The organism is Jannaschia sp. S6380 (assembly GCF_023015695.1).
Taxonomy (GTDB): domain Bacteria; phylum Pseudomonadota; class Alphaproteobacteria; order Rhodobacterales; family Rhodobacteraceae; genus Jannaschia.
This window is the reverse complement of the sequence record NZ_JALKAS010000001.1, coordinates 36,246-57,346: the sequence shown is the minus strand read 5'-3', so window position 1 is coordinate 57,346 and position 21,101 is coordinate 36,246. Positions and strand designations below refer to the sequence as shown.

Sequence of the window (21,101 nt, the reverse complement as noted above, 5' to 3'; positions counted from 1 at the left end):
TGTCCGCGACGGGCCCATGTCAGGAGGCGAGGGCAATGCCCATCCGGGTCAGATCGCGGGACATCTCGGTCGCCGGAATGGTGACGCCATGCCGCAGTTGCGGCGCGGGTCGCAGGACGGTCCAGCCATGGCGGAGGAAGAACGGTCGTGCCATGTCGCTGGCCCGTGTCTCCAGCCGGGTCAGGCCCGCCACGCGGGCGTGGTTCTCGACCATGGCGAGGAGCGCGGCTGCGGTCCCGTCGCCCCGCACGTCCGGCAGGACGAAGGCGAGGTCGAGATGGCCGTCCGGACGGAGCGTCATGAACCCGGTGATCCGCCCCGCCGCTTCGGCCACGAACACGGTCTGCGGGTCCAGCCGAGCTGCAAAAGCCTCGACCGACGGCCGCGCGGGAAGCCAGGCCCGCCGCTGGCCCTCGTCATAGGCCGGGGCGGCGCCCTCATGGACGCCGCACCAGAACACGTCGATCAGCGCAGGGACATCGTCGGACATGCCACGCCGGACCTCACGCATGGTCGAGCGCGGCCAGCACGTCCGCGATCAGGTCGTCGGGGTCTTCCAGCCCGACGGACAGCCGGACCAAGCCGGGTGTGAGGCCCAGCGTCGCCTTCTGCCCGTCCGGAAGGCGCTGATGCGTCGTGGTCGCCGGATGGGTCGCGATGGATTTCGCATCGCCCAGGTTGTTGGAGATGACGACGATCTCCAGCGCGTTCAGGAACCGGAACGCGGCCACCTTGCCGCCCGCAAGGTCCAGCGACAGGACCGTGCCGCCCTTGTCCATCTGCGCGCGGGCAAGCGCCTGCTGCGGATGCGAGGCGAGGTGCGGATGGATCACGCGGGCGAGCTTCGGATGCCCCTCCAACTCCCGCGCGAGCCTTTCGCAGGTCTCGGCCTGGGCGCGGACGCGCAGGTCCAGCGTCTCAAGCCCCTTCAACATCACCCAGGCGTTGAAGGGCGACATCGACCCGCCCGTGTGCTTCAGATACGGCTCGGCCACCTTGCGCACGAAATCGGTCGTGCCGCAGATCACGCCGCCAAGGCAGCGCCCCTGCCCGTCGATATGCTTGGTGGTCGAATAGACGATGACATCGACGCCCAGTTCCAGCGCACGCGAATAGGTCGGCGTGGCGAAGACGTTGTCCACGATCACCGTGGCGCCGACCGCATGGGCCAGGTCGCAGACGCCGCGAATGTCGATGACCTCCAGCGTGGGGTTCGACAGGCTCTCGAAGAAGACGGCTTTCGTGTCCGGCCGGATCGCGGCCCTCCACGCGCCCAGGTCGCGCCCGTCGACCAGCGTCACCTCCACCCCATAGCGGGGCAGCACCTCGTCGAGGATGTAGAGGCACGATCCGAACAGCGCGCGCGCCGCGACGACATGGTCGCCCGCCTTCAGCATCGAGATGAGCGCCCCGTTCACCGCCGCCATGCCCGAGGCGCAGGCGAAGGCATCCTCCGTCCCCTCCAGCGTGGCGATCCGATCCTCGAACATCGCGACCGTCGGGTTGCCGTAGCGGGCATAGATGAACTCCTCCCGCGTGCTTTCCAGGAACCGCGCCTCGGCCGCTTCGGCGGTGTCGTAGACGAAGCCCTGCGTCAGGAACATCGCCTCCGACACCTCGCCGTATTGCGACCTTCGCGTGCCGGCATGCACGGCCTTCGTGCGGGGGTTCAACCGGCGATTGGATGTGTCTTTCACGGGTGGGCCTCCTTCGGACCGGAATGAAACGCACCAGAACTTTCGGAGGGGGGCGCGGACGCCGGACCTCTTTAGCGGTATGTTTCACGAGGGCCGCAAGCTGGTTCAAATCCCCTCGCAGCGGGGCCTAGCCCCTGGGCGCCGTCCGGTCAAGTCGGGCTGCGTGCTTGCAATGACGCCGCGTAATGCGAACTGTGGCCGCGAACCGCCGGAGACCGCCATGACCGCCCCCATCGACCTCTACTTCTGGCCGACGCCCAACGGGTGGAAGGCCTCGATCGTGCTGCACGAGCTGGAATTGCCCTTCGATCTGCACCTTGTCGATATCGGCGCGGGCGACCAGTTCAAGCCCGATTTCCTGGCCATCAGCCCCAACAACCGGATGCCCGCCATCGTCGACCCGGACGGGCCCGACGGCGCGCCCATCGCCGTGTTCGAAAGCGGCGCCATCCTGCAATACCTCGCCCGCAAGACCGGCCGTCTTTATGGCGCATCGGAGCGGGAGCGCGTGGCCGTCGACCAATGGCTGATGTGGCAGATGGGCGGCGTCGGCCCGATGGCGGGCCAGGCGCATCACTTCCTGAAATACGCCCCGGCGATGGAGCCGCCGCAGGACCTGCCCTACGCCAAGGACCGCTATCGCGGCGAGGTCGGGCGGCTCTACCGCGTGCTCGACACGCAACTGTCGCAGAACGCCTATGTCGCCGGCGACTTCTTCTCGATCGCGGACATCGCCGTCTGGCCTTGGGCTTCGCTGTGGGAAGGGCAGCAGCAGACCCTCGACGACAAGCCCCACCTGGCCCGCTGGCTGGACGAGGTCGGCGCCCGCCCCGGCGTGCGCGCCGGCCGCGCGCTCAGGGCCGACCTGCGCGGCGACCTGCGTGATCGGAAGACCGGCCATGACCTGCTCTTTCGGCAGAAGGGCTAGGGCGACGGGGTGGTCTATCGGCAGGAACCTGTCATAGGATACCGGCGGGAATTGAAAGGACTGCGGGGCATGGGATCGAGCGGGGTGCAGAAGACCGCATTCGTCGCTTTGGCGGTGCTGATCACGCTTGCCGGTCTGGGCATCCTGGACGGCGGGGGGCTCTAGGGGCATGGCCAGGCGCTTCGGTGGACAGTTCAGCCCCGGCGGCAAACCGGACGGCCCAGGACCGGTGGGCGCGCCGGCAACGACCCTGCCGCCGCCGCTGCGTGGACGCGCCCGCACGACCATCCTGATGGCCTTGTCCGCCCTGCCGGTGGTGACGGCCTTTGCGCAGGACGGGGCGCTGTCGCTGGCCGGCAGCCTGCTGGCGGGCGCGCTGCTGTTCGGGGGCGCGGCGCTGACCCGCGAGGGGCTGAAGGCCGAAGCCGCCTGGCAGGCCCGCCGCATCGCACGCCGCCCGGCCTTGCCGCGCAAGGTTTTCGGCGCCGTCGTCACCGGCTGCGGCGTCGCGCTTGCGGCCGCTTCGGGGTTCGAGCCGTCGCTGGCCGCGATCGTCTACGGCATCGTGGCGTCCGCGCTGCACGTGGTGTCCTTCGGGCTGGATCCGATGTCCGACAAGGGGATGGAGGGCGTGGACGCCTTTCAGACCGAACGCGTCGCCCGCACCATCGAGGAGGCGGAACGGCATCTGGCTGCGATGCAGGATGCCGTTCGGCGTGCCCGCGACCGCGAGGCGGAGACGCGCGTGGCCCGTCTGTCGGCCCGGGCGCGCGAGATGTTCCGCGCAGTCGAGGACGACCCGCGGGACCTGACCGCCGCGCGCCGCTATCTGGGCGTGTACCTGATGGGCGCGCGCGACGCGACGGTGAAGTTCGCCGACCTCTACGTGGCGACGCGCGACGCGGAGGCGAAGGCCGCGTATTTCAACCTGCTCGACGAATTGGAACGGGGCATGAATGCCAAGCGCGAGACGCTGCTGGTGTCCGACCGCACCGACCTCGACGTCGAGATCGAAGTTCTGAGGGACCGTCTGAAAGCCGACGGCCTGCCAACCGGAGACTGAGCACCATGGACACCGCCACCCGCCAGAAGGCCGCGCAGGAGACTGCCGAAATCGACCAGGTCGCCGCCCAGACCCTGCCCGAACCGGGGCGCGAGATCGTCCCGTTGGAACAGGCGCCCGAACCGGTCGCCGCCGACATCCGCCGGCGCATGGACGAGCTGGACATGACCAACACGCAGTCCATCATCGCCTTCGGTTCGGCCGCACAGGCCGAGTTGCAGCAGATCAGCCAGGCGATGCTGCAGGACGTCAAGAACAAGGATGTCGGCCCCGCCGGCGACAGCCTGCGCAACATCGTCTCGACCATCCGCGGCTTCTCGGTCAGCGAGCTCGACGTGCGGCGCAAGCGGTCCTGGTGGGAGAAGCTGCTGGGCCGCGCCGCCCCGTTCAGCAATTTCGTCGCCCGGTTCGAGGACGTGCAGGGCCAGATCGACCGCGTGACCGATGACCTGCTCAAGCACGAGCACGTGTTGCTCAAGGATATCAAGTCGCTCGACAAGCTCTATGAGAAAACGCTCGATTTCTACGAGGAGCTGGGTCTCTACATCGCCGCGGGCGAGGCCAAGCTGGCCGATCTGGATGCCACGACCATCCCCGCCAAGGAGGCGGAGGTCGAAGCCGCGCCCGAGGACGACAAGATGATCCAGAGCCAGGAGCTGCGCGACCTGCGCGCCGCGCGCGACGATCTGGAGCGGCGGGTCCACGACCTGAAGCTGACGCGGCAGGTGACGATGCAGTCCCTGCCCTCGATCCGTCTGGTGCAGGAGAACGACAAGTCGCTGGTCACCAAGATCAACTCGACGCTTGTGAATACGGTCCCGCTTTGGGAAACCCAACTGGCCCAAGCCGTTACGATCCAACGTTCACGTGAGGCGGCCGAGGCCGTGCGCGATGCGAACGACCTTACGAACGAACTGCTGACGGCGAACGCCAAGAACCTGCGGGAGGCCAACAGCGTCGTCCGCCAGGAGATGGAGCGCGGCGTGTTCGACATCGAGGCGGTGCGCCAGGCCAACGAAGACCTGGTCGCCACGATCAACGAAAGCCTGCAGATCGCCGACGAGGGCAAGGCCCGCCGGGCCGAGGCCGAGCGCGAGCTGGAGCAGATGGAGAAGGAGCTGCGCGAGACGCTCGCCTCGGCCAGCGCCCGCAAGGACGGTGTGGGAACCAATGCCGGCACCGCCGTTCCCCCCGCATGATCGAACTGCGCCGCCCCGCCCTGCTGCTGGCCCTGGGGCTGGCGGCCTGCCAGCCGACGACCGCGCCCCCGGTGGAGCCGTCGCCCGTGCCGGCCGTCCGCCCGCCGCAACCCGCGCGCGAGGCCGGCCCGTCCGATGACAGCCGGTCGGCCGCGCTTTTCTATGCGCGTCTGCAGAAGCGTCTGCTTGACCAGGGATTGTTGCGGCAGGATGGCGGCGGCCCCGACGCGACCTTCGGCGCGGGCGAACTGGCCCGGAATTTCGAACGCATCGCGCTCTTCTCGGAGTATATCCAGGTCGGCGGCCGCTATGTCGCGCAGCAGAACCGCGCCCAGCTGCGCCGTTGGGAACGCCCGGTGCGCATCCAGCTGCATTTCGGCGAGTCCGTCCCGCCCGAGACGCAGCGCGCCGACCGTCTGCGCATCCAGACCTATGTCGGCCGCCTGCGCCGCATCACCGGCCACCCGATCAGCGTCGTGGGATCCAACGGCAACTATCACGTCTTCGTCGCCTCGGTCGACGAACAGCGCGACCTGGGGCCTGCCATCGCCGCGGTGGAACCCGCGCTCAGCCGGTCCACCATCCGCGAGATCACCTCGCTCGACCGCTCGACCTATTGCGCGGTCTACGCCTCCTCCTCTTCGGAGCGGCCGAACTCCTACGTCTCGGCCATCGCCTTCGTCCGGTCCGAACATCCCGACCTGTTCCGTCAGTCCTGCTATCACGAAGAGATCGCGCAGGGTCTGGGCCTCGCCAATGACAGCCCGGCCGCGCGCCCGTCGATCTTCAACGACGACGAGGAGTTCGCCCTGTTGACCCGCCATGACGAGCTGCTGCTGCGGATGCTCTACGACGACCGGCTGAATGTCGGCATGTCCGCCGAGGAGGCCCGCCCGATCATCCAGCGGATCGCGGTCGAGCTGATCGGCCCACCCGGGCCGGTCTGATGTCCGCCACGCCCACGCCCCCCTTCTGATTCAGGAGACTGCCATGTCCATCCTCGACTTCCTCTCCGGCCAGTTCATCGACGTCATCGAATGGACGGACGACACCCGTGACACGCTCGTCTACCGGTTCGAGCGGCACGGCCACGAGATCAAGTACGGCGCCAAGCTGACCGTCCGCGAGGGCCAGGCCGCCGTCTTCATCCACGAAGGACAGCTGGCCGACGTGTTCTTGCCCGGGCTCTACATGCTCGAGACGAACAACATGCCCATCATGACGACGCTGCAGCACTGGGACCATGGCTTCAAGTCGCCCTTCAAATCCGAGATCTACTTCGTCTCGACCACCCGGATGACCAACCTGAAATGGGGCACCAAGAACCCGGTCACGCTGCGTGACCCCGAATTCGGGCCGGTCCGCCTGCGCGCCTTTGGGACCTACGCGATCAAGGTCGGCGACCCCGCGAAGTTCATGACCGAGATCGTCGGCACCGACGGCGAGTTCACCCGCGACGAGATCCAGTTCCAGATCCGCAACATGATCGTCCAGGCCGCGTCCCGCGCCCTCGCCTCCAGCCGCATTCCGGTCCTCGACATGGCGGCGAACACCGATGGGCTGGGCAAGATCGTGGCCGAACAGGTCACGGCGATCGTCGCGGAATACGGCCTGACGGTCCCGGAACTCTATATCGAGAACATCTCGCTCCCGCCCGCGGTCGAGGAGGCGCTCGACAAGCGCACGTCGATGGGCGTGTTGGGCGACCTGGACAAGTATCAGCAATACGCCACCGCCGAAGCCATGCAGGATGCGGCGACGACGCCGGGCGGCGGCATGGGCATGGGTCTCGGCGCCGGAATGGGCATGGCCATGGGCAACATGATGCAGGCCGGCCCCTGGGGTGCCCGCCCCGCGCAACCCGCCCCGCCGCCCCCGCCCCCGGTCGAGCATGTCTGGCACGTCGCCAAGAACGGCCAGACCAGTGGCCCGTTCTCCAAGGCGCGGCTCGGCCGGATGGTCACGGATGGCGAGGTCACGCGCGAGACGATGGTCTGGACGCAGGGCCAGGACGGCTGGATGCGGGCCGAGGACGTGGCCGAGTTGGCCCAGCTCTTCACCGTGATGCCGCCGCCCCCGCCGCCGGGCGTCTAGCACCATGCGCCTGCCGGCCCGCCGCACCTGGCTCAAGGCGCTGCACTGGGCCGTCGTGCCCCTGTTCGTGTGGTTCCTGCTGGTGGAGCCGCGCGACGTCGCCCGCTGGGGTGACTGGGCCGTCGCGCTGCATTCCGTCCTGGGGCTGGTCTTCGTGACGCTGGCCCTTTTCTGGACCGGCACGCTGATCGCGGCGGGGCTGGCCGGGCGGCCGGGGCCCAAACTGCGGGGCTGGCCGCGCCGGATCCATCGCCCGCTGCATCTGACGATCATATGGGGCCTGTTCGGCGTCGCGCTGACCGGATTCCTGCTGGGCCTGACGGCTAGCCGCGTCCTGTTCGCGGGCACCATCCTTCCGATCGCGCCACCACTGGGCCTGCCCGAGGCGAACCGCTGGGCCGGCACGATCCACACCGTCGAATTCTACGTGCTGGCCGTGATCGTGGCCTTCCACGCGGGGTTCCATATCTGGCGCCACTACCGCCTGCACGACAACGCGCTGCGCATCATGGCGCCGAAAGCCCTGCAGAGGTTTCTATGAAGGTGCCGACGATCCCGCGCGACGAGCCGGAGCGCCCGGAGGGCATCCCGAAGACCGAGGAGCACCGCTTCCCCTGCGACAATTGCGGCGGCGACATGCGTTTCGATCCCGGCGACGACCGGATGACCTGCGACCATTGCGGCAACACGATGCCCCTGCCCCGCGCCCGCGCCCCCATCCGCGAGATCGCCATCGACGAGGGGCTGACCGGCGCCGGCGCCGAGCAGGAGGAGACCCGCGTCCTCGACTGCCCGAACTGCGGCGCGCAAGTGGAGTTCGACCCCGACGTCCACGCCGCCGAATGTCCGTTCTGCGCGACCCCCGTCGTGACCGGCACCGGCATCAACCGCCACATCAAGCCCGCCGCCGTCATCCCCTTCGCGCTCGAAGAAAAGCAGGCGCATGACGCCATGAACGACTGGCTGGGCAGCCTTTGGTTCGCGCCCAACGGGTTACAGCAATACGCCCGCAAGGGGCGCAAGCTGTCCGGCGTCTATGTGCCGTTCTGGACCTTCGACGCCCAGACCGAGACGCGCTATGCCGGCCAGCGCGGCGACACCTATTTCGTGACACGGACGGTGATGCGCGACGGCAAGCCCGTGCAGGTCCAGGTGCCCAAGGTCCGCTGGAGCCCGCGCCGTGGCCGGGTGGCGCGCTTTTTCGACGACGTGGTGATCCTCGCGTCCCGCTCGCTGCCGAAGACCCATACCGACGCGCTGGAGCCGTGGGACATGGCCGACCTGGCCCCCTATGCGCCGCAATACCTGGCCGGGTTCCGGGCCGAGGCCTATCAGATGGAACTGCGCGACGGCCTGACCGAGGCGCGCGCCCGGATGGATGCCGTCATCGCGCGCGACGTGCGCATGGATATCGGCGGCGACCAGCAGCGGATCACCTCGCTCGACACGCGCATCTCGGACGTGACGTTCAAGCATGTCCTGCTGCCGGTCTGGATCGCCGCCTACAAGTATCGGGGCGACACGTTCCGCTTCGTCGTCAACGGCCAGACCGGGCGCGTGCGGGGCGAACGCCCCTATTCCGCCTGGAAGATCGCGCTGGCCGTCATCGCGGGCTTGATCCTGGCGGCCATCGTCGGCTTCATCGCCTCGCAATCCGGATAGGAAGACCACGCCATGATCCTCTGCGCGGGCGAGGCCCTGATCGACATGCTGCCCCGCGACACCGCGGACGGGCCAGGCTTCTACCCGGCGACCGGGGGCGCGGTGTTCAACACGGCGATCGCCCTCGGCCGTCTCGGCGCGCCGGTGGCGCTGCATACGGGGCTGTCGTCGGACCTGTTCGGCACGCGCCTTTCGGACGCGCTCGTCGCCTCGGGGGTCGAGAGCCGCGCCGCCATTTCCGACCGGCCGACGACGCTCGCCTTCGTGACGCTGACCGACGGACAGGCTGAATACGCCTTCTACGACGAAGGCACCGCCGGGCGGATGCTGTCGCCCGAAGACGCGCCCGACATGACCGGGATCGACGCGCTGTTCATCGGGGGCATCTCGCTCGCGGTCGATCCCTGCGCGCAGGCCTACGAGGCGCTGGCCCTCGCCCATTCGCACCTGCCGATCATGATCGACCCGAACATCCGGCCAGGCTTCATCCGCGACGAAGCCGCCTTCCGCGCGCGCCTCGACCGGCTGCTGGGGGTCGCCGACATCGTCAAGCTCTCGGACGAGGATCTCCACTGGCTGGGCATGTCGCCGCAGGACGTCCTCGATCACGGCGCGCATGTCCTGTGCCTGACCGAAGGGGCCAGGGGCGTGCGCGCGATCACCCGTGCGGGCGAGGTCGCCGTCCCCGCCCGCAAGGTCGAGGTGGTCGATACCGTCGGCGCGGGCGACACGTTCAATGCGGGCGTCGTGACGGGTCTGTACGAAACGGGCGCCCTGTCCGACGACGTGCCCCCCGACGCGGCCCTGCGCGCCGCGTTGGAGCTGGGCGTCGCGGCGGCGGCCGTCACCGTGGGCCGCGCCGGGGCCAACCCGCCGCGTCGCGACGAGTTGTGAAGGCCGTCGTTCAACGCGTGACCGAGGCCCGGGTGGAGGTCGACGGCACGACCATGGGCCGCTGCGGGCCCGGCCTTATGATCCTGGTCTGCGCCATGCAGGGCGATACCGAAGACAATGCCGATACCTTGGCCGCGCGGATCGCGAAGCTGCGCATCTTTCGCGACGAAGACGGCCGCATGAACCGCTCGATCCTCGACAGCGGAGGCGCCGCTTTGGTCGTGAGCCAGTTCACCTTGGCCGCCGATACGTCGCGCGGCAACCGGCCGGGCTTCTCGGCAGCCGCCCCGCCCGAGGATGGCGAACGCCTTTACGAACGCTTCGCCGAAGCCCTGCGCGGCCAGGGGATCGCGGTCGAAACCGGCCGCTTCGGTGCCGAGATGGCGGTGCATCTGGTCAATGACGGCCCCGTCACGATCCCGATCGAACGCTAGCGGAACCAGGCGTCCCACCCGTCGCGATAGGCCCGGGGCAGCGGATGCGCGGACAGGGTATTGACCGCCGCGTCGCGCGGGCCCGTCCCCGGGTCGAAGACCTGCGCGGCCTGCCAGACCGCCGGCGTCAGGTATCGCAGACCCCGGGGAAGCTCTTCCATCCGGTGCCGCATGCCGCGGGGCAGGCCCATCACGAACCCCCACTGCCCGAAACTGGGCACGTAGGACGCATAGGGCACCACGTCCCATTCCCGGTCCATCGTGGCCGCGACGATCCAGAACGCATCCGGCGCGAACAACGGCGATCCGGCCTGCGTGACCATCACGCCCTGCGCCGACAGGCGCCGCGAGAGCAGGCGATAGAACTCGACCGTGTAGAGCTTGGAAAGCGAGAGGTTCTTCGGATCTGGCAGGTCCAAGATCGCCACGTCGAACGCGTCCTCGCCCAATCGGACCCAAGCAAAGGCATCGGTGTTCACGATCGTCACCCTGGGGTCGCGCAGGGCCCCGTCGTTCAGTTCCGCCAGGTCGTCGCGGTCGCGGAAAAGACCCGTCACGGCCGGGTCCAGATCGACCAGCACGAGCCTTTCCACGCCGGGCCAGCGCAGCACTTCGCGCGCGGCCATTCCATCGCCCCCGCCCAGGATCAGGACGCGCGCGCGACGGGGCGCCTGCGCCATGGCCGGGTGGACCAGCGGCTCGTGATATCGCGCTTCATCGGCCGTATCGAACTGGATCGCGCCGTCCAGATGCAACCGGGTGCGGCCCCGGTGCCGGGTCAGCACGATCTGCTGATAGGCGCTCCGCTGCGACAGGACGATTTCCTCCTCATAGAGGCGCGCGTCCAGCGCCGCCGTCACCGGCCCCGACCAGACGAGCGCGCCGGCCACGACGACCACCGCCCCGGCCCAGGCGACCCGCGTGCCGGCGCCGACCTGGCGGCGGAACAGCCACAGTGTCACGCCCGCGACGCCGAGGTTCAGCAGTCCGAACGCAAGGCCCGCGGCGATCAGCCCGAGATGCGGCAGGATCAGGACGGGAAACGCCAGCGACGCCAGCAGCGCGCCGAGATAGTCGAAGGACAGCACATCCTCGAACCGGAAGCGGCCCGCCCCGATCCGCTTCAGAATCCGGGCCAGGAGGGGGATTTCCAGCCCCGACAACACGCCCACCGCGATCAACCCGCCATAGAGCGGGATCGCCACCGTCTCGGCCGCCGCGTAGGTATAGAACGTCAGAAGCGCGATCGTTCCGCCGATCACGCCCAGCCCGATCTGCGCGCGCACGAAACCCGCCACCGGATCGCGCACATAGCGCGAGACCCAGGCGCCCACGCCCATCGCCGACAGGAAGACACCGATGACGAAGCTGAACTGTCGGACGCTGTCGCCCAGCAGATAGCTGGACACCGTGGCCGCGATCAACTCGTAGATCAGGCCCGCGACGGCGACGACCAGCGTCGCCGCCAGCAGCCAGATGCGCGTGGCGCGCGGATGGGGGTGCATCAGCTCCGCATGACGGCGGCGATGATGATGGCAAGGGCGATGAACATCGCGCCCATGACGATCGCGATCGCCGTGTTCTGGTCCTCCTCCAGTTCCTTGCGGAGCGAGAACGGCGTGAACAGCTCGATCAGCCACCAGCAGGCCAGCATCAACGACAGGCCGAAGAAGGTGTAGAAGATCGTCGAGACGATTTCGGCGAAGACGATGTTCTCGAAGGCGGTCATGGTATCTCCTCGTTCTATTTCACGCGCACGCGGCCGACGCCGCCCGTTCCGACGGAGCCGCTGCGCACCGACCGTCCCGCGATCACGGCGGCGCGGCCGGTATCCGCGCTGACGATGCCCACGCCCGTCCAACTGGCCCAGCCCGCCCCGCCCAGCAGGGCCAGCGATCCGATCACGATGAGTGCGCGTAGGGCCATCAATCGTCCTCCGTCCAGTCGCTGCCGCGCCAGCGCGCCCATCGGTGCCGCCACCCGCCCGAGGCCTGCCACAGGAAGGCCAGCGCGAACAGGCCCGCCGCGCACCATAGCCAGATCGGATTGGTCTGCCCGGTCTGCACCGTCACACGCAAACGCGCGTTCGGATCCGATGCCGCCCCGCCCTGCGACGCGTCGCCCAGAAGCGAGAGCGAATAGATCCCCGGCACCGTCGGGGCAAAGCCCAAGCGGGCATAGCGGCTGCCCTCGCTCCAGCGGTCGGCGCCCGATCCGCCGCTGTAATAGCTGATGCCGCGATAGGTCTCGGCCAGAACCTCGCCCGCGGGATCGGTCAGCGTCAGGTCGTAATCGGCGAAATCGTTGGAGAGGTCCTGGTGCAATTCCACCCGAACGGGCCGGTCGATCCGTTCGACCTCGAAGGTTCCGACTTCGGGGAACCCGGCCGGGGGCCCGGCATAGACCTGTTGCGCCGGTGGTTGCGCGGCCCAGGCCAGAAGGGCGAGCGCGACCGCGACCGCCGTCATCGCGGCGAAGAATCCGGTCCGGAATGCCCGTGTCCGGGGTGCCAGATAGGGCTGCAGCGGATGCACGCCTTCGGGCGTGGGCGGCGGGGCGCCGAAGGCCGCGGCCGCGTCGGGCCGATAGGTCGTCACCTCGACCTCGCGCTCTCGGCCCTCGAACGGTTCGACGAACTGCAGCATGTCGCCACCGGCGCCGCGCGGCATCAGCGAGACGCTGTGGGCCATGTCACCCTTCCGGGGCCGGAAGTTGAATTCGCCCTCGACGAAATGGACCTCGCTCCGCGACCACGCGTAGTAGCGATAGGTTCGCCCGCGCCAGGTCCGCGAAGGCCGGCTCTCGGCCCGCTCCACCATGTCGGCGGTCAGGAACGTCCCCTCGGGCCAGTCGCGCACCTTGCGCGTCAGCAATACATGGCCGTCCTCGACCGTCAGCCAGGCATAGCCATGCGTCGGGGAATAGATCTGGTGATCCACCCAGAACCAGACGCCATCATCGGCGGCCTCGCGCTGACCCAATGTGCCGATGACCGTAAAATGCGCGCCGTCCAGCGAACCCGTTATGCCCAGGCGAAATGGGCTTTCGGGTCGATCCATATTGCCGAACACCTCGATCACGCGGAACGCGTCGGTGGCGTCCAGCGACGCCCCGCAGTAGCTGCAGATCTTGGTGGTGACCCGACCGCCACCCAGCACGTCGAGACCCGCGCCGCAATTCGGACAATCGATCGACCGGACCTGCCCCGTCATGCCGGCCTCACCGCGAACGGGTCGATCCAGTGGCCATGGAACCAGGCGATCGCCTCCTCGCCGCCGGGCAGGGTCCAGGCCTCGCCCGACAAGATGGCCCCGCGCGGACCGGCGAAGTTGGCATAGAGATGCGCCTCGCCCACCACGATCGCCTCGGGCAGTTGCCCGCGGAAGGCGGCCGCGCGGGCCGTCGCCACCTCGGTGCAGGTGTAGTCGAGGCCCATCACGCGCAACGTTGCCCCGAGGCGAAACAGCGTGCGCGCCCCCTGCGGCGGGTCGGCCAGGGGGCGCTGCAGAACGACGTCGCCCTCGTCCACCGAGACCCAGACCAGATCGCCGTCCAGATCGCCGTGATACTCGTCCCAATGTCCCCGCCCGTAGTCATAGCGGACATGGCCCCGGGCCGTGAACACGCCCTGCGGCAGGCGCACCGGCCGGGCCAGTTCGATCAATTCGGGCGCGTCCAGCATCTCTCCGGCCCGGCCGGCCAGCCGCAGCGTGGCGTCATCCAGCACGATCGAGCTGCCGCAGAACGCGCAATTCACCATCCGCGCGTGGGCGAGGATTGCCGGAAGCGCGGCACCGCAGTTCGGACAGGATCGGTCGGTCATCCCATCGACCCTAGCCGTCAGCGCGCGGCGACGGCAGCCCCCTTGTCCAGCAGGGAAAAGGCATCGGCGAAGAATGTCGCCGCACCAAAATTCCCCGACTTCAGCGCCAACGCGGATCCGTTGCCGGCAAAACACCAGGGCACCCCCGGCGCGATCTCGGGACCGATACGCAGCCGGTCGACATCCAGCGCCCGCGTCACCGCGCCCGAGGTCTCACCACCCGCGACCACGATCCGGCCGATGCCCATCGCGCGGGCGTCCTGCGCCAGCACGGCCATCGCCTCCTCGACCAGCGTGCCGGCCCGCGTCACGCCCAATGCCTCCTGCGCGGCCTGCACCACCTTGGGTTCGGCGGTTGCAAAGACGATCTTGTCGGCCTCCGGGTCCTGCGCGGCCAGCCAGGCGCGCGCGTCCCGAACGCCGTCCTGGGCCAGGTCGCGCGGGTCCAGCCGGTATCCGATGGCGCCCGCGTCGAGATAGGCCCCCACCTGCGCCCGCGTCATGGCCGAGCACGACCCCGACAGCACGATCCGCCCGGGCGAGACATCCGGCGCAGGTTCGTTCTCGCCCCGGTTCAGCTCTCCGGCCTCGGCCCAGAGCGCCGGCAGGGGCCGCGCGACCGCGGACCCGCCACAAACAAGCTCCATGTCCGAGATGGCCGCAGCGATGACATCCAGATCGGCATCCTCGACCGCGTCGACCACGACATGGCCGGCCTGCCGTGCGATCGCGTCCCGGATCGCTCCGGCCCCGGCGCGGACCGTGGGAAACGCGATCAGGCCGGTCTGCCGCTGCACCTGTGGTTGCAGAAGGCGCTGCAGATCGGCGTCCCGCATCGGCGTCAGCGGATGATCCTTCATCGGGCTTTCGTCCAGCGGCTGATCGCCGACGAACAGGTTGCCCATGAAGACCCGGCGCCCGTTCTCGGGGAAGGCCGGGCAATGCACGGTGCGGTCGACATCCAGATCGGACATCAGCGCGTCGGCGACCGGGCCGATATTTCCGCGCGGCGTGCTGTCGAAAGTAGAGCAGTACTTCCAGAATATCCGCCGCGCGCCCTGGCCGCGCAGCCATTTCAACGCCGCGCGCGCCTCGGCCACCGCATCCTCGGGCGGGATGGTCCGTATCTTCAGGGCGACCACCTCGAACGCAGTGGCGGTTTCCGGCCCCTTGGGCACGCCGATCCGCAACGTCACGGGCACACCGGCCCGCGACAGCATCGCGGCCAGGTCGGTGGCGCCGGTGAAATCGTCCGCGATGGCGCCGAAGAATGTTCCGCTCATGGCATGCAACCCCCGCCGTCACTGTGCCCCGCGGGTCCGTGGCCGCGAAAGGATCCCGCCGGGGCAGCCGGTCTTTTTGCGCGGCGGGTGATGCAGGAAGGCCGCGCCCGATGGACGCGGGCGCCCGGCAGGCGTAGCCTTCGCCCGATACTCCCAGAGGTCCGACATGCCCGATACCACCCTTCCCAATTCCTGGGACGCCCGCGCCAAGGCACACAGCTTCTTCGGCTTCACCGATCTGCCGTCGATCGAGGCGCGCGGCACCGTCGTGCTGACCCATGGCGAGGGGCCCTACGTCATCGATACCGAGGGGCGGCGCTATCTCGACGCCAATTCGGGCCTGTGGAACATGGTCGCGGGTTTCGACCATCCAGACCTCACCCGCGCGGCGCAGGATCAATACGCCCGCTTCCCAGGCTACCACGCCTTCTTCGGGCGCATGTCCGATCAGGCCGTCATGCTGTCCGAGACGCTGATCCACGTCTCGCCCTTCGACCAGGGGCGTGTCTTCTATACCAATTCGGGGTCCGAAGCGAACGACACCATGGTCAAGATGCTGTGGTTCCTGCATGCCGCCGAAGGTCGGCCGCAGGCCCGCAAGATCGTCACGCGGGGCAATGCCTATCACGGCGTCACCGCCGTCAGCGCGTCGATGACGGGCAAGCCGTACAATTCGGTGTTCGGCCTGCCCTTGCCCGGATTCCTGCACCTGACGTGTCCGCATTACTGGCGCGAGGGGCTGCCGGGCGAGAGTGAGGCGGACTTCCTGAACCGCCTCGTGGCCGAACTCGAGGAGTTGATCGCGAACGAAGGCGCCGACACCATCGCCGGCTTCTTTGCCGAGCCGGTGCAGGGCGCGGGCGGCGTGATCCCCCCGGTGGACGGCTATTTCGACGCGATCCTGCCCGTCCTGCGCGCGCACGGCATCCCCGTCATCGCCGACGAGGTCATCACCGGGTTCGGCCGCACCGGCGCCGTCTGGGGCTGCGAAAGCTATGGCTTCGTCCCCGACGCCATCATCAGCAGCAAGGCCCTGACCGCCGGCTATTTCCCCATGGGGGCCGTCATCCTGGGCCCCGACCTGTCGGACCGCCTGCAGCGCGCGACCCAGGCGATCGAGGAATTCCCCCATGGCTTCACCGCCTCCGGCCACCCGGTCGGCTGCGCCGTGGCCCTTGCCGCGATCGACCTCGTGCTGAATGGTGGCCTGCTGAACAACGTCAACCGCATCATCCCGCGGTTCGAAGCCGGTTTGGCCAAGCTCGCCCAACATGACCATATCGGCGAGTGGCGCGGCCGCGGCCTGATGGGCGCATTGGAGGCGGTGCGCGACAAATCGACCAAGACCCCGTTCGAGAGCGATCTTTCGGTCAGCGAGCGCATCGCCAACACCTGCACCGATCACGGGTTGATCTGCCGCCCGTTGGGCCAGTCCATCGTCCTCTGCCCGCCCTTCATCATGAACGACGCGCAGATGGACGAGATGTTCGACAAGCTCTCCGCCGCGCTCGATCAGGTCTTCGCGGAGATCGCCTGATGGGCCGGTCCTTGGACCTGCGGCCGCCGTCGCCTACCACTCCCGCAATGCCCCGACACACAGGATTTTCGATGACGCGTCTTCTTGCCCTTTCCGGCCTGCTTTTCCTGGCCGTCACCCCTGCCCTCGCGCAGGAATCGATTTGCGGCGGTATCAGCCTGGTGGGCGAATGGGCCGGCGGCGCCGAAGATGCGTCCGACGTGGCCACCGCCGACGCGCCGTTCGAGATGGAGGGCCAGGTTCCCATCGCCGGGCACCTGGTCCGCATGTTCACGCTGTCGGCCCCGGCCGAGATCCGCATCGATGTCGATGCCCTGCCGGCGGGCGACCCCTATATCGCGGTCTATGACGCGGAGGGCGCCGAGGTGGCCGCCGATGACGATTCCGGGTCCAACTTCGGCAGCCGTGTCCAGACCATGCTCGGTGCCGGCACCTATTGTCTGGCGGCGCGCAGCTACGATTCCGGCGTCACCGACGTGGCCGCGGTGATCGGTCGCGCGGATCACGAATTCGGGCCCGACCCGGTGCCCGCATCCCCGCCCGCCACCGCCCCCGTGACGGGCAGCGGTGCGGGCTGCTTCGGGGCGGGCACGGCACGTCTGGCAGACGATCTCGATGCCGCCGGACTTGAGGCGCAGCCCTCGGCCACGGCCACGACCGCAGGCGTTCCGGCCTACGATTTCACCCTCGCCGAGGCGCACCCGCTTTCGATCATCGCCACCAGCCAGGCTGGCGATCCGCTGATCCGGCTGGTCGGGGGCGACGGCCAGATCTTGAACGAAAACGACGACTATGACGGCCTGAACGCCCGCATCGACATGGCGGACCCCGTGCCGGCCGGCGAATACTGCGTCGAGGTCGAGGACCTGAACGGCGCCGGCAACGACGTTACCGTGACCCTTGCCCCTTTCGACCCCGCCGACGATCGCGCGCGACGACTGGACATGGCGGAGTTCGCGCCCACCGCGGACGACGACGTCGCGATCACCGATCTGGGCACGCTCGATGCGACGCTGCTGCACGAAGTGCGCGCCTCCGGTGCGGCGCAGTGGTTCCGGGTCCACCTGCCCGAAGGCGGCCTGCTGCTGGTGGAAGCGATCGGCGATGGGGCCGATCCGGTCGTCACCCTGTTCGACCGCGTCGGCCGGCAGATCGGCATGAACGACGACGGCCCCGACGGGCTGGACAGCTTCCTCGCCATGCGTCTGCTGCCGGGCGATTACACGCTGGCCCTGCGGCTGGTCGACGGCAACGCCCGCGCGCCGGTGCGCCTGTTGATGGAACGCTACGTCCCGGCGCGCTAGCCTACTTGTTCATCCGCGACAGCATGGCCTGCATCTCGGCCAGCTGCTTGCGGATCGCGTCCAGTTCCTCGCGCGACTGGCCTTCGGTGGGCTGCGGCGGGGAGTCGGACGCTTCCTCCGGGGCCTTCCAGCCGCCGGTCATCGCCTTGAAGAACGCGGCCTGCTGCTCCTGCATGGCCTTGAACCCCGGCATCTGCGCCATCGGGTTCATGGCCGTCATGTTCTCCACCATCTTCGACTGACCCGAGCGCAGCACCTCGAAGCTCGACGCCAGGAATTCCGGCACCACGGATTGCGCCGCGCCGGTATAGGACCGCACCAGATCGGTCAGCACCCCCAGCGGCAGCACCGACTCGCCCTTGGATTCGTGCTCCGCGATGATCTGCAGCAGGTAGGAGCGCGTCAGGTCGTCGCCGGACTTCAGGTCGACGATCTGAACCTCGCGCCCCGCGCGGATGAACCCCGCGATGTCCTCGAGCGTCACGTAGTCGCTTGTCTCGGTGTTGTAGAGCCTGCGGCTCGCGTAGCGCTTGACCAGCAGCGGCTTCGATTCGTCCGGCATGTCCGATCCCTCTTGTTGCGGTGCAGCGGAAGCGTAACGCCGCAGAGGGAAAGCGCAAACGAAAAGGGGCGGGGCGCCCCATGGCGCCCCGCCCCGAACCTGAACGGTCCCGACCTTACTTGGCGGTCGCGGCCTTCTTGGTGGCCGTGGTCGCGTCGGCGGTCGCCTTCTTGACGGCGGCGGTCGCATCTTCCTGCGCTTCCTTGCCGGCGGCCATCATCAGCTCGACGGTTTCCATCTGCACCTTCTTGGCGACTTCGGCGAAGGCGGCCATGTTCTCGGCGGCGACTTCGGCCGAGGCCGAGGCGAAATCGGTGACGGACTTGGCGTAGTCGGCCGGCTCGTCCTTGACCTGCGCAACGGGGCCCATCTTGGTCAGGGTCTCACGGGTCCACTTGTGGCTGATCTCGGCCGACTGCTCGGCTGCGTTCAGCGCGACGCGGCTCAGCTTCTCGGCGAAGGCGGCCTGGGTCTTGAACGCTTCGCTCATGGCCGAGGTGTCGACGGGGAACGAGCCCATCATGTCGGACATGTACTTGGTGAAGTCTTGCGGGTTGGTCATGGTATCTCTCCGTTTGTCTCATCGTCGCGAGGTCTGCCCGACCATCGGGCCGGCTCCTCAGCGGCTGAGAGTGAAATAGATGCTGCACCGCGGCATTGCAACCCCGATTTCTGCACTGCAGCAAAAATTCTTTCCCCTGGGTCAGTGTCAGGCGGCGCGGCCCTTCGGAAGCACATAGCTGCCCGGCGCGGCCTGCAGGACAGGATGATCGGGTCCACCCGGCGCGCGCGCAGCCACCTGTCGGCCCGACCGCCCGCGAAGCCACTCCTCCCACCGGGGCCACCAGGATCCTTCGTGGAAGATGGCGCCCGCGAACCAGTCCTCGGGCGTCGCGAGCTTCATGTCGTCGTTCGTATAATGGCCGTACTTCTTCTTCGACGGCGGGTTCACGATCCCCGCGATATGCCCGGACTGCGAAAGGATGAAGGTCTTGTCCTTCGCTCCGAACTTGCGGGCGGTCTGCCAGGCACCGCGCCAATGCGCGATGTGATCCGTCTCGCAGGCAATGTCGCAAAGCGGCACCTGCACGTCGGCCAGCGTCAGCCCCGCCTCGCCCAGCAGGTCGAACCCGGTCGTGGCCAGCTCGTTGTCGTTGCATAAGCGGCGCAGGTATTCCGTCACCATCGGGCCAGGCAGGTTCGTCCCGTCACCGTTCCAGTAGAGCAGGTCGAAGGCCGGCGGTGCCTCGCCCAGCATGTAGGATCTGATCGCCGGCCCATAGACCAGGTCGTTCGAGCGCAGATAGCTGAACGTCCGCCCCATGAAGAACTTGTCCAGATAGCCCTTGGCCGCGCTTTCGCGGGCGATGCCCTCGACGAAATCCTCGCCGAGGAACACGCCCATCTCGCCCGGGTCCTCGAAATCGGCCAGCGTGGTGAAGAACGTGGCCGAGCGGACCGACTCGTCACCCCGCCGCGACATCAGCGCCAGCGTGGCCGCCAGCGTCGTGCCGGCGATGCAGTATCCGATGGCGTTGACCTGGGACTGCCCGGTGATCGCCTTCACGGTGTCGATCGCCGTCAGGAACCCCTCGTCGACATAGGTGCCGAAATCCACGTCTGAATGGGACGCGTCCGGGTTCACCCAGCTGACCACGAACAGCGTGTATCCCTGATCGACGATCCATTTGATCAGGCTGTTCTGCGGTTTCAGGTCCAGAATGTAGAATTTATTGATCCAGGGCGGGAACAGTACGACCGGCACAGCGCGCACCTTTTCGGTCGTCGGCGCATACTGGATCAGTTCGAACATCCGGTTACGATAGACCACGCTGCCCTCGGTCGTGGCGATGTTGCCGCCGATCTGGAATGCGTCGGGGTCCGACAGCGTGACCAGCCAGTCGCCCTGGTTGGCCTCGATGTCGCGCACGAGGTTCTCCAGCCCCTTTACCAGGCTGTCGCCCTCGGTCTCGACCGCTTTCTGCATCGCCTCAGGGTTGGTCGCCAGAAAGTTCGTGGGCGCGAACAGATCCACGATCTGCTGGCTGAAAAACTCCACCCGCCGCTTGTCGGCCGCCTCCAGCCCCTCCAGCCCCGCCACCGTGTCGCGGATGGCCGAGGCGCTTATCTGGTACTGCTGCTTGAGGAAGTTGTAGTACGGATGCTCCTGCCACAGCGGGTTCGCAAAACGCCGGTCCTTGGGCTGGTCGTCTGGCGCGGGCACCGGCTTGCCGCTGGCCAGCGCCGTCTGCGCCTCCATCGCGTGCCGCAGCGCCTGCCCCCAATATCCGACCTGCTGCTCGAACAGCTTGCCGGGGTTGCTGGCCATCTCGGCCCAGTAGGCGGCCATCGCCTTGGCATAGAGATCGACCCCCGGCCCCTGCAGTCCGTGATCGGCCCCGCGCCGTTGCGACAACGCCGCGACGAGCCGTTTCGTCAGCTCGTCCATGCGCACCAGGTTCGCGTTCAGACGCTCCAGCGCCGCGGCCTCGGCAGCCGTGTCCGCCCGATCACTGGCCGTTCCGTTCGCGTGATCCTCTGCGCTCATGCCTTGCCTTCCCGCGATCGTGCTGCAACTGCTAACTGCGTTCCCCCACCATACGCGATGCGTGGCCGGAGAA

The 21,101-nt window shown here is 68.2% G+C and carries 22 protein-coding genes and 1 riboswitch; of the genes, 11 read left to right on the top strand and 11 right to left on the bottom strand.

Going from position 1 to position 21,101, the window contains the following annotated elements; genetic code table 11:
* Window positions 1–19: 19 nt before the first annotated feature.
* Both MWU52_RS00360 and metZ read right to left on the bottom strand, forming a co-directional pair.
* The gene (locus MWU52_RS00360; RefSeq protein ID WP_246948061.1) at window positions 20–490 is read right to left on the bottom strand and encodes a GNAT family N-acetyltransferase; all 471 of its coding nucleotides are present in this window, start codon (window positions 488–490) and stop codon (window positions 20–22) included.
* Between the two features lie 13 nt (window positions 491–503).
* Window positions 504–1,697, bottom strand: coding sequence for an O-succinylhomoserine sulfhydrylase (metZ, locus tag MWU52_RS00355; RefSeq protein WP_246948058.1), 1,194 nt, complete (start codon window positions 1,695–1,697; stop codon window positions 504–506).
* Between the two features lie 50 nt (window positions 1,698–1,747).
* Window positions 1,748–1,824: riboswitch (SAM riboswitch) on the bottom strand.
* A 93-nt stretch (window positions 1,825–1,917) separates the two neighbouring features.
* Here metZ and MWU52_RS00350 point away from each other — a divergent pair.
* The 9 genes from MWU52_RS00350 to dtd all read left to right on the top strand — a co-directional run bounded on the left by MWU52_RS00350 (window position 1,918) and on the right by dtd (window position 9,971).
* Window positions 1,918–2,625 carry a glutathione S-transferase N-terminal domain-containing protein gene (locus tag MWU52_RS00350; RefSeq protein ID WP_246948054.1) on the top strand — a complete coding sequence of 236 codons (708 nt, stop codon included), beginning with the start codon at window positions 1,918–1,920 and terminating at the stop codon, window positions 2,623–2,625.
* 169 nt (window positions 2,626–2,794) lie between these two features.
* Window positions 2,795–3,688: a 5-bromo-4-chloroindolyl phosphate hydrolysis family protein gene (locus tag MWU52_RS00345; RefSeq protein ID WP_246948052.1), complete on the top strand. Its 894-nt coding sequence runs from the start codon at window positions 2,795–2,797 to the stop codon at window positions 3,686–3,688.
* A 5-nt stretch (window positions 3,689–3,693) separates the two neighbouring features.
* Window positions 3,694–4,887, top strand: coding sequence for a toxic anion resistance protein (locus MWU52_RS00340; RefSeq protein WP_246948049.1), 1,194 nt, complete (start codon window positions 3,694–3,696; stop codon window positions 4,885–4,887).
* Window positions 4,884–5,834, top strand: coding sequence for a DUF2927 domain-containing protein (locus MWU52_RS00335; protein ID WP_246948046.1), 951 nt, complete (start codon window positions 4,884–4,886; stop codon window positions 5,832–5,834). The genes MWU52_RS00340 and MWU52_RS00335 overlap by 4 nt, the downstream gene beginning before the upstream one ends.
* A 43-nt stretch (window positions 5,835–5,877) precedes the next feature.
* A complete protein-coding gene (locus tag MWU52_RS00330) occupies window positions 5,878–6,981 on the top strand; it encodes an SPFH domain-containing protein (RefSeq protein WP_246948043.1) in 1,104 nt (367 codons plus the stop codon).
* Between the two features lie 4 nt (window positions 6,982–6,985).
* Window positions 6,986–7,522: a cytochrome b/b6 domain-containing protein gene (locus tag MWU52_RS00325; RefSeq protein ID WP_246948041.1), complete on the top strand. Its 537-nt coding sequence runs from the start codon at window positions 6,986–6,988 to the stop codon at window positions 7,520–7,522.
* Entirely contained in the window at window positions 7,519–8,643 is a 1,125-nt protein-coding gene (locus MWU52_RS00320) for a TFIIB-type zinc finger domain-containing protein (RefSeq protein ID WP_246948038.1), read from the top strand. The genes MWU52_RS00325 and MWU52_RS00320 overlap by 4 nt, the downstream gene beginning before the upstream one ends.
* A gap of 12 nt (window positions 8,644–8,655) precedes the next feature.
* Window positions 8,656–9,537 carry a carbohydrate kinase gene (locus tag MWU52_RS00315; RefSeq protein ID WP_246948035.1) on the top strand — a complete coding sequence of 294 codons (882 nt, stop codon included), beginning with the start codon at window positions 8,656–8,658 and terminating at the stop codon, window positions 9,535–9,537.
* On the top strand, window positions 9,534–9,971 hold the full coding sequence (gene dtd, locus MWU52_RS00310) for a D-aminoacyl-tRNA deacylase (protein ID WP_246948032.1): 438 nt from the start codon (window positions 9,534–9,536) through the stop codon (window positions 9,969–9,971). Before MWU52_RS00315 ends, dtd begins: the two co-directional genes overlap by 4 nt.
* Here dtd and MWU52_RS00305 read toward each other — a convergent pair.
* The 6 genes from MWU52_RS00305 to otnK are packed head-to-tail and all read right to left on the bottom strand — an operon-like array spanning window position 9,968 to window position 15,077.
* Window positions 9,968–11,476, bottom strand: coding sequence for a polyamine aminopropyltransferase (locus MWU52_RS00305; protein WP_246948026.1), 1,509 nt, complete (start codon window positions 11,474–11,476; stop codon window positions 9,968–9,970). The genes dtd and MWU52_RS00305 overlap by 4 nt on opposite strands.
* On the bottom strand, window positions 11,476–11,700 hold the full coding sequence (locus MWU52_RS00300; protein WP_246948020.1) for a DUF350 domain-containing protein: 225 nt from the start codon (window positions 11,698–11,700) through the stop codon (window positions 11,476–11,478). Before MWU52_RS00300 ends, MWU52_RS00305 begins: the two co-directional genes overlap by 1 nt.
* Window positions 11,701–11,714: 14 nt before the next feature.
* Window positions 11,715–11,897, bottom strand: a complete 183-nt coding sequence (locus MWU52_RS00295; protein ID WP_246948017.1) for a hypothetical protein — start codon at window positions 11,895–11,897, stop codon at window positions 11,715–11,717.
* Complete coding sequence (locus tag MWU52_RS00290; protein WP_246948016.1) at window positions 11,897–13,183, bottom strand: DUF4178 domain-containing protein; 1,287 nt, start codon at window positions 13,181–13,183, stop codon at window positions 11,897–11,899. The genes MWU52_RS00295 and MWU52_RS00290 overlap by 1 nt, the downstream gene beginning before the upstream one ends.
* On the bottom strand, window positions 13,180–13,794 hold the full coding sequence (locus tag MWU52_RS00285; protein WP_246948015.1) for a DUF4178 domain-containing protein: 615 nt from the start codon (window positions 13,792–13,794) through the stop codon (window positions 13,180–13,182). Before MWU52_RS00285 ends, MWU52_RS00290 begins: the two co-directional genes overlap by 4 nt.
* 17 nt (window positions 13,795–13,811) lie before the next feature.
* A complete protein-coding gene (gene otnK, locus MWU52_RS00280) occupies window positions 13,812–15,077 on the bottom strand; it encodes a 3-oxo-tetronate kinase (protein WP_246948014.1) in 1,266 nt (421 codons plus the stop codon).
* A 166-nt stretch (window positions 15,078–15,243) separates the two neighbouring features.
* Here otnK and MWU52_RS00275 point away from each other — a divergent pair, with 166 nt between their 5' ends.
* The gene (locus MWU52_RS00275; protein ID WP_246948013.1) at window positions 15,244–16,614 is read left to right on the top strand and encodes an aminotransferase; all 1,371 of its coding nucleotides are present in this window, start codon (window positions 15,244–15,246) and stop codon (window positions 16,612–16,614) included.
* A 71-nt stretch (window positions 16,615–16,685) separates the two neighbouring features.
* The gene (locus MWU52_RS00270; RefSeq protein WP_246948012.1) at window positions 16,686–17,918 is read left to right on the top strand and encodes a hypothetical protein; all 1,233 of its coding nucleotides are present in this window, start codon (window positions 16,686–16,688) and stop codon (window positions 17,916–17,918) included.
* Between the two features lies 1 nt (window position 17,919).
* On the opposite strand, the gene phaR is transcribed toward MWU52_RS00270, so the two are convergent.
* The 3 genes from phaR to phaC all read right to left on the bottom strand — a co-directional run bounded on the left by phaR (window position 17,920) and on the right by phaC (window position 21,028).
* Window positions 17,920–18,480, bottom strand: a complete 561-nt coding sequence (phaR, locus tag MWU52_RS00265) for a polyhydroxyalkanoate synthesis repressor PhaR (RefSeq protein ID WP_246948005.1) — start codon at window positions 18,478–18,480, stop codon at window positions 17,920–17,922.
* A gap of 115 nt (window positions 18,481–18,595) precedes the next feature.
* The gene (locus MWU52_RS00260; RefSeq protein WP_246947997.1) at window positions 18,596–19,042 is read right to left on the bottom strand and encodes a Phasin; all 447 of its coding nucleotides are present in this window, start codon (window positions 19,040–19,042) and stop codon (window positions 18,596–18,598) included.
* A 147-nt stretch (window positions 19,043–19,189) separates the two neighbouring features.
* Window positions 19,190–21,028 carry a class I poly(R)-hydroxyalkanoic acid synthase gene (phaC, locus tag MWU52_RS00255; RefSeq protein ID WP_246947994.1) on the bottom strand — a complete coding sequence of 613 codons (1,839 nt, stop codon included), beginning with the start codon at window positions 21,026–21,028 and terminating at the stop codon, window positions 19,190–19,192.
* Window positions 21,029–21,101 lie beyond the last annotated feature (73 nt).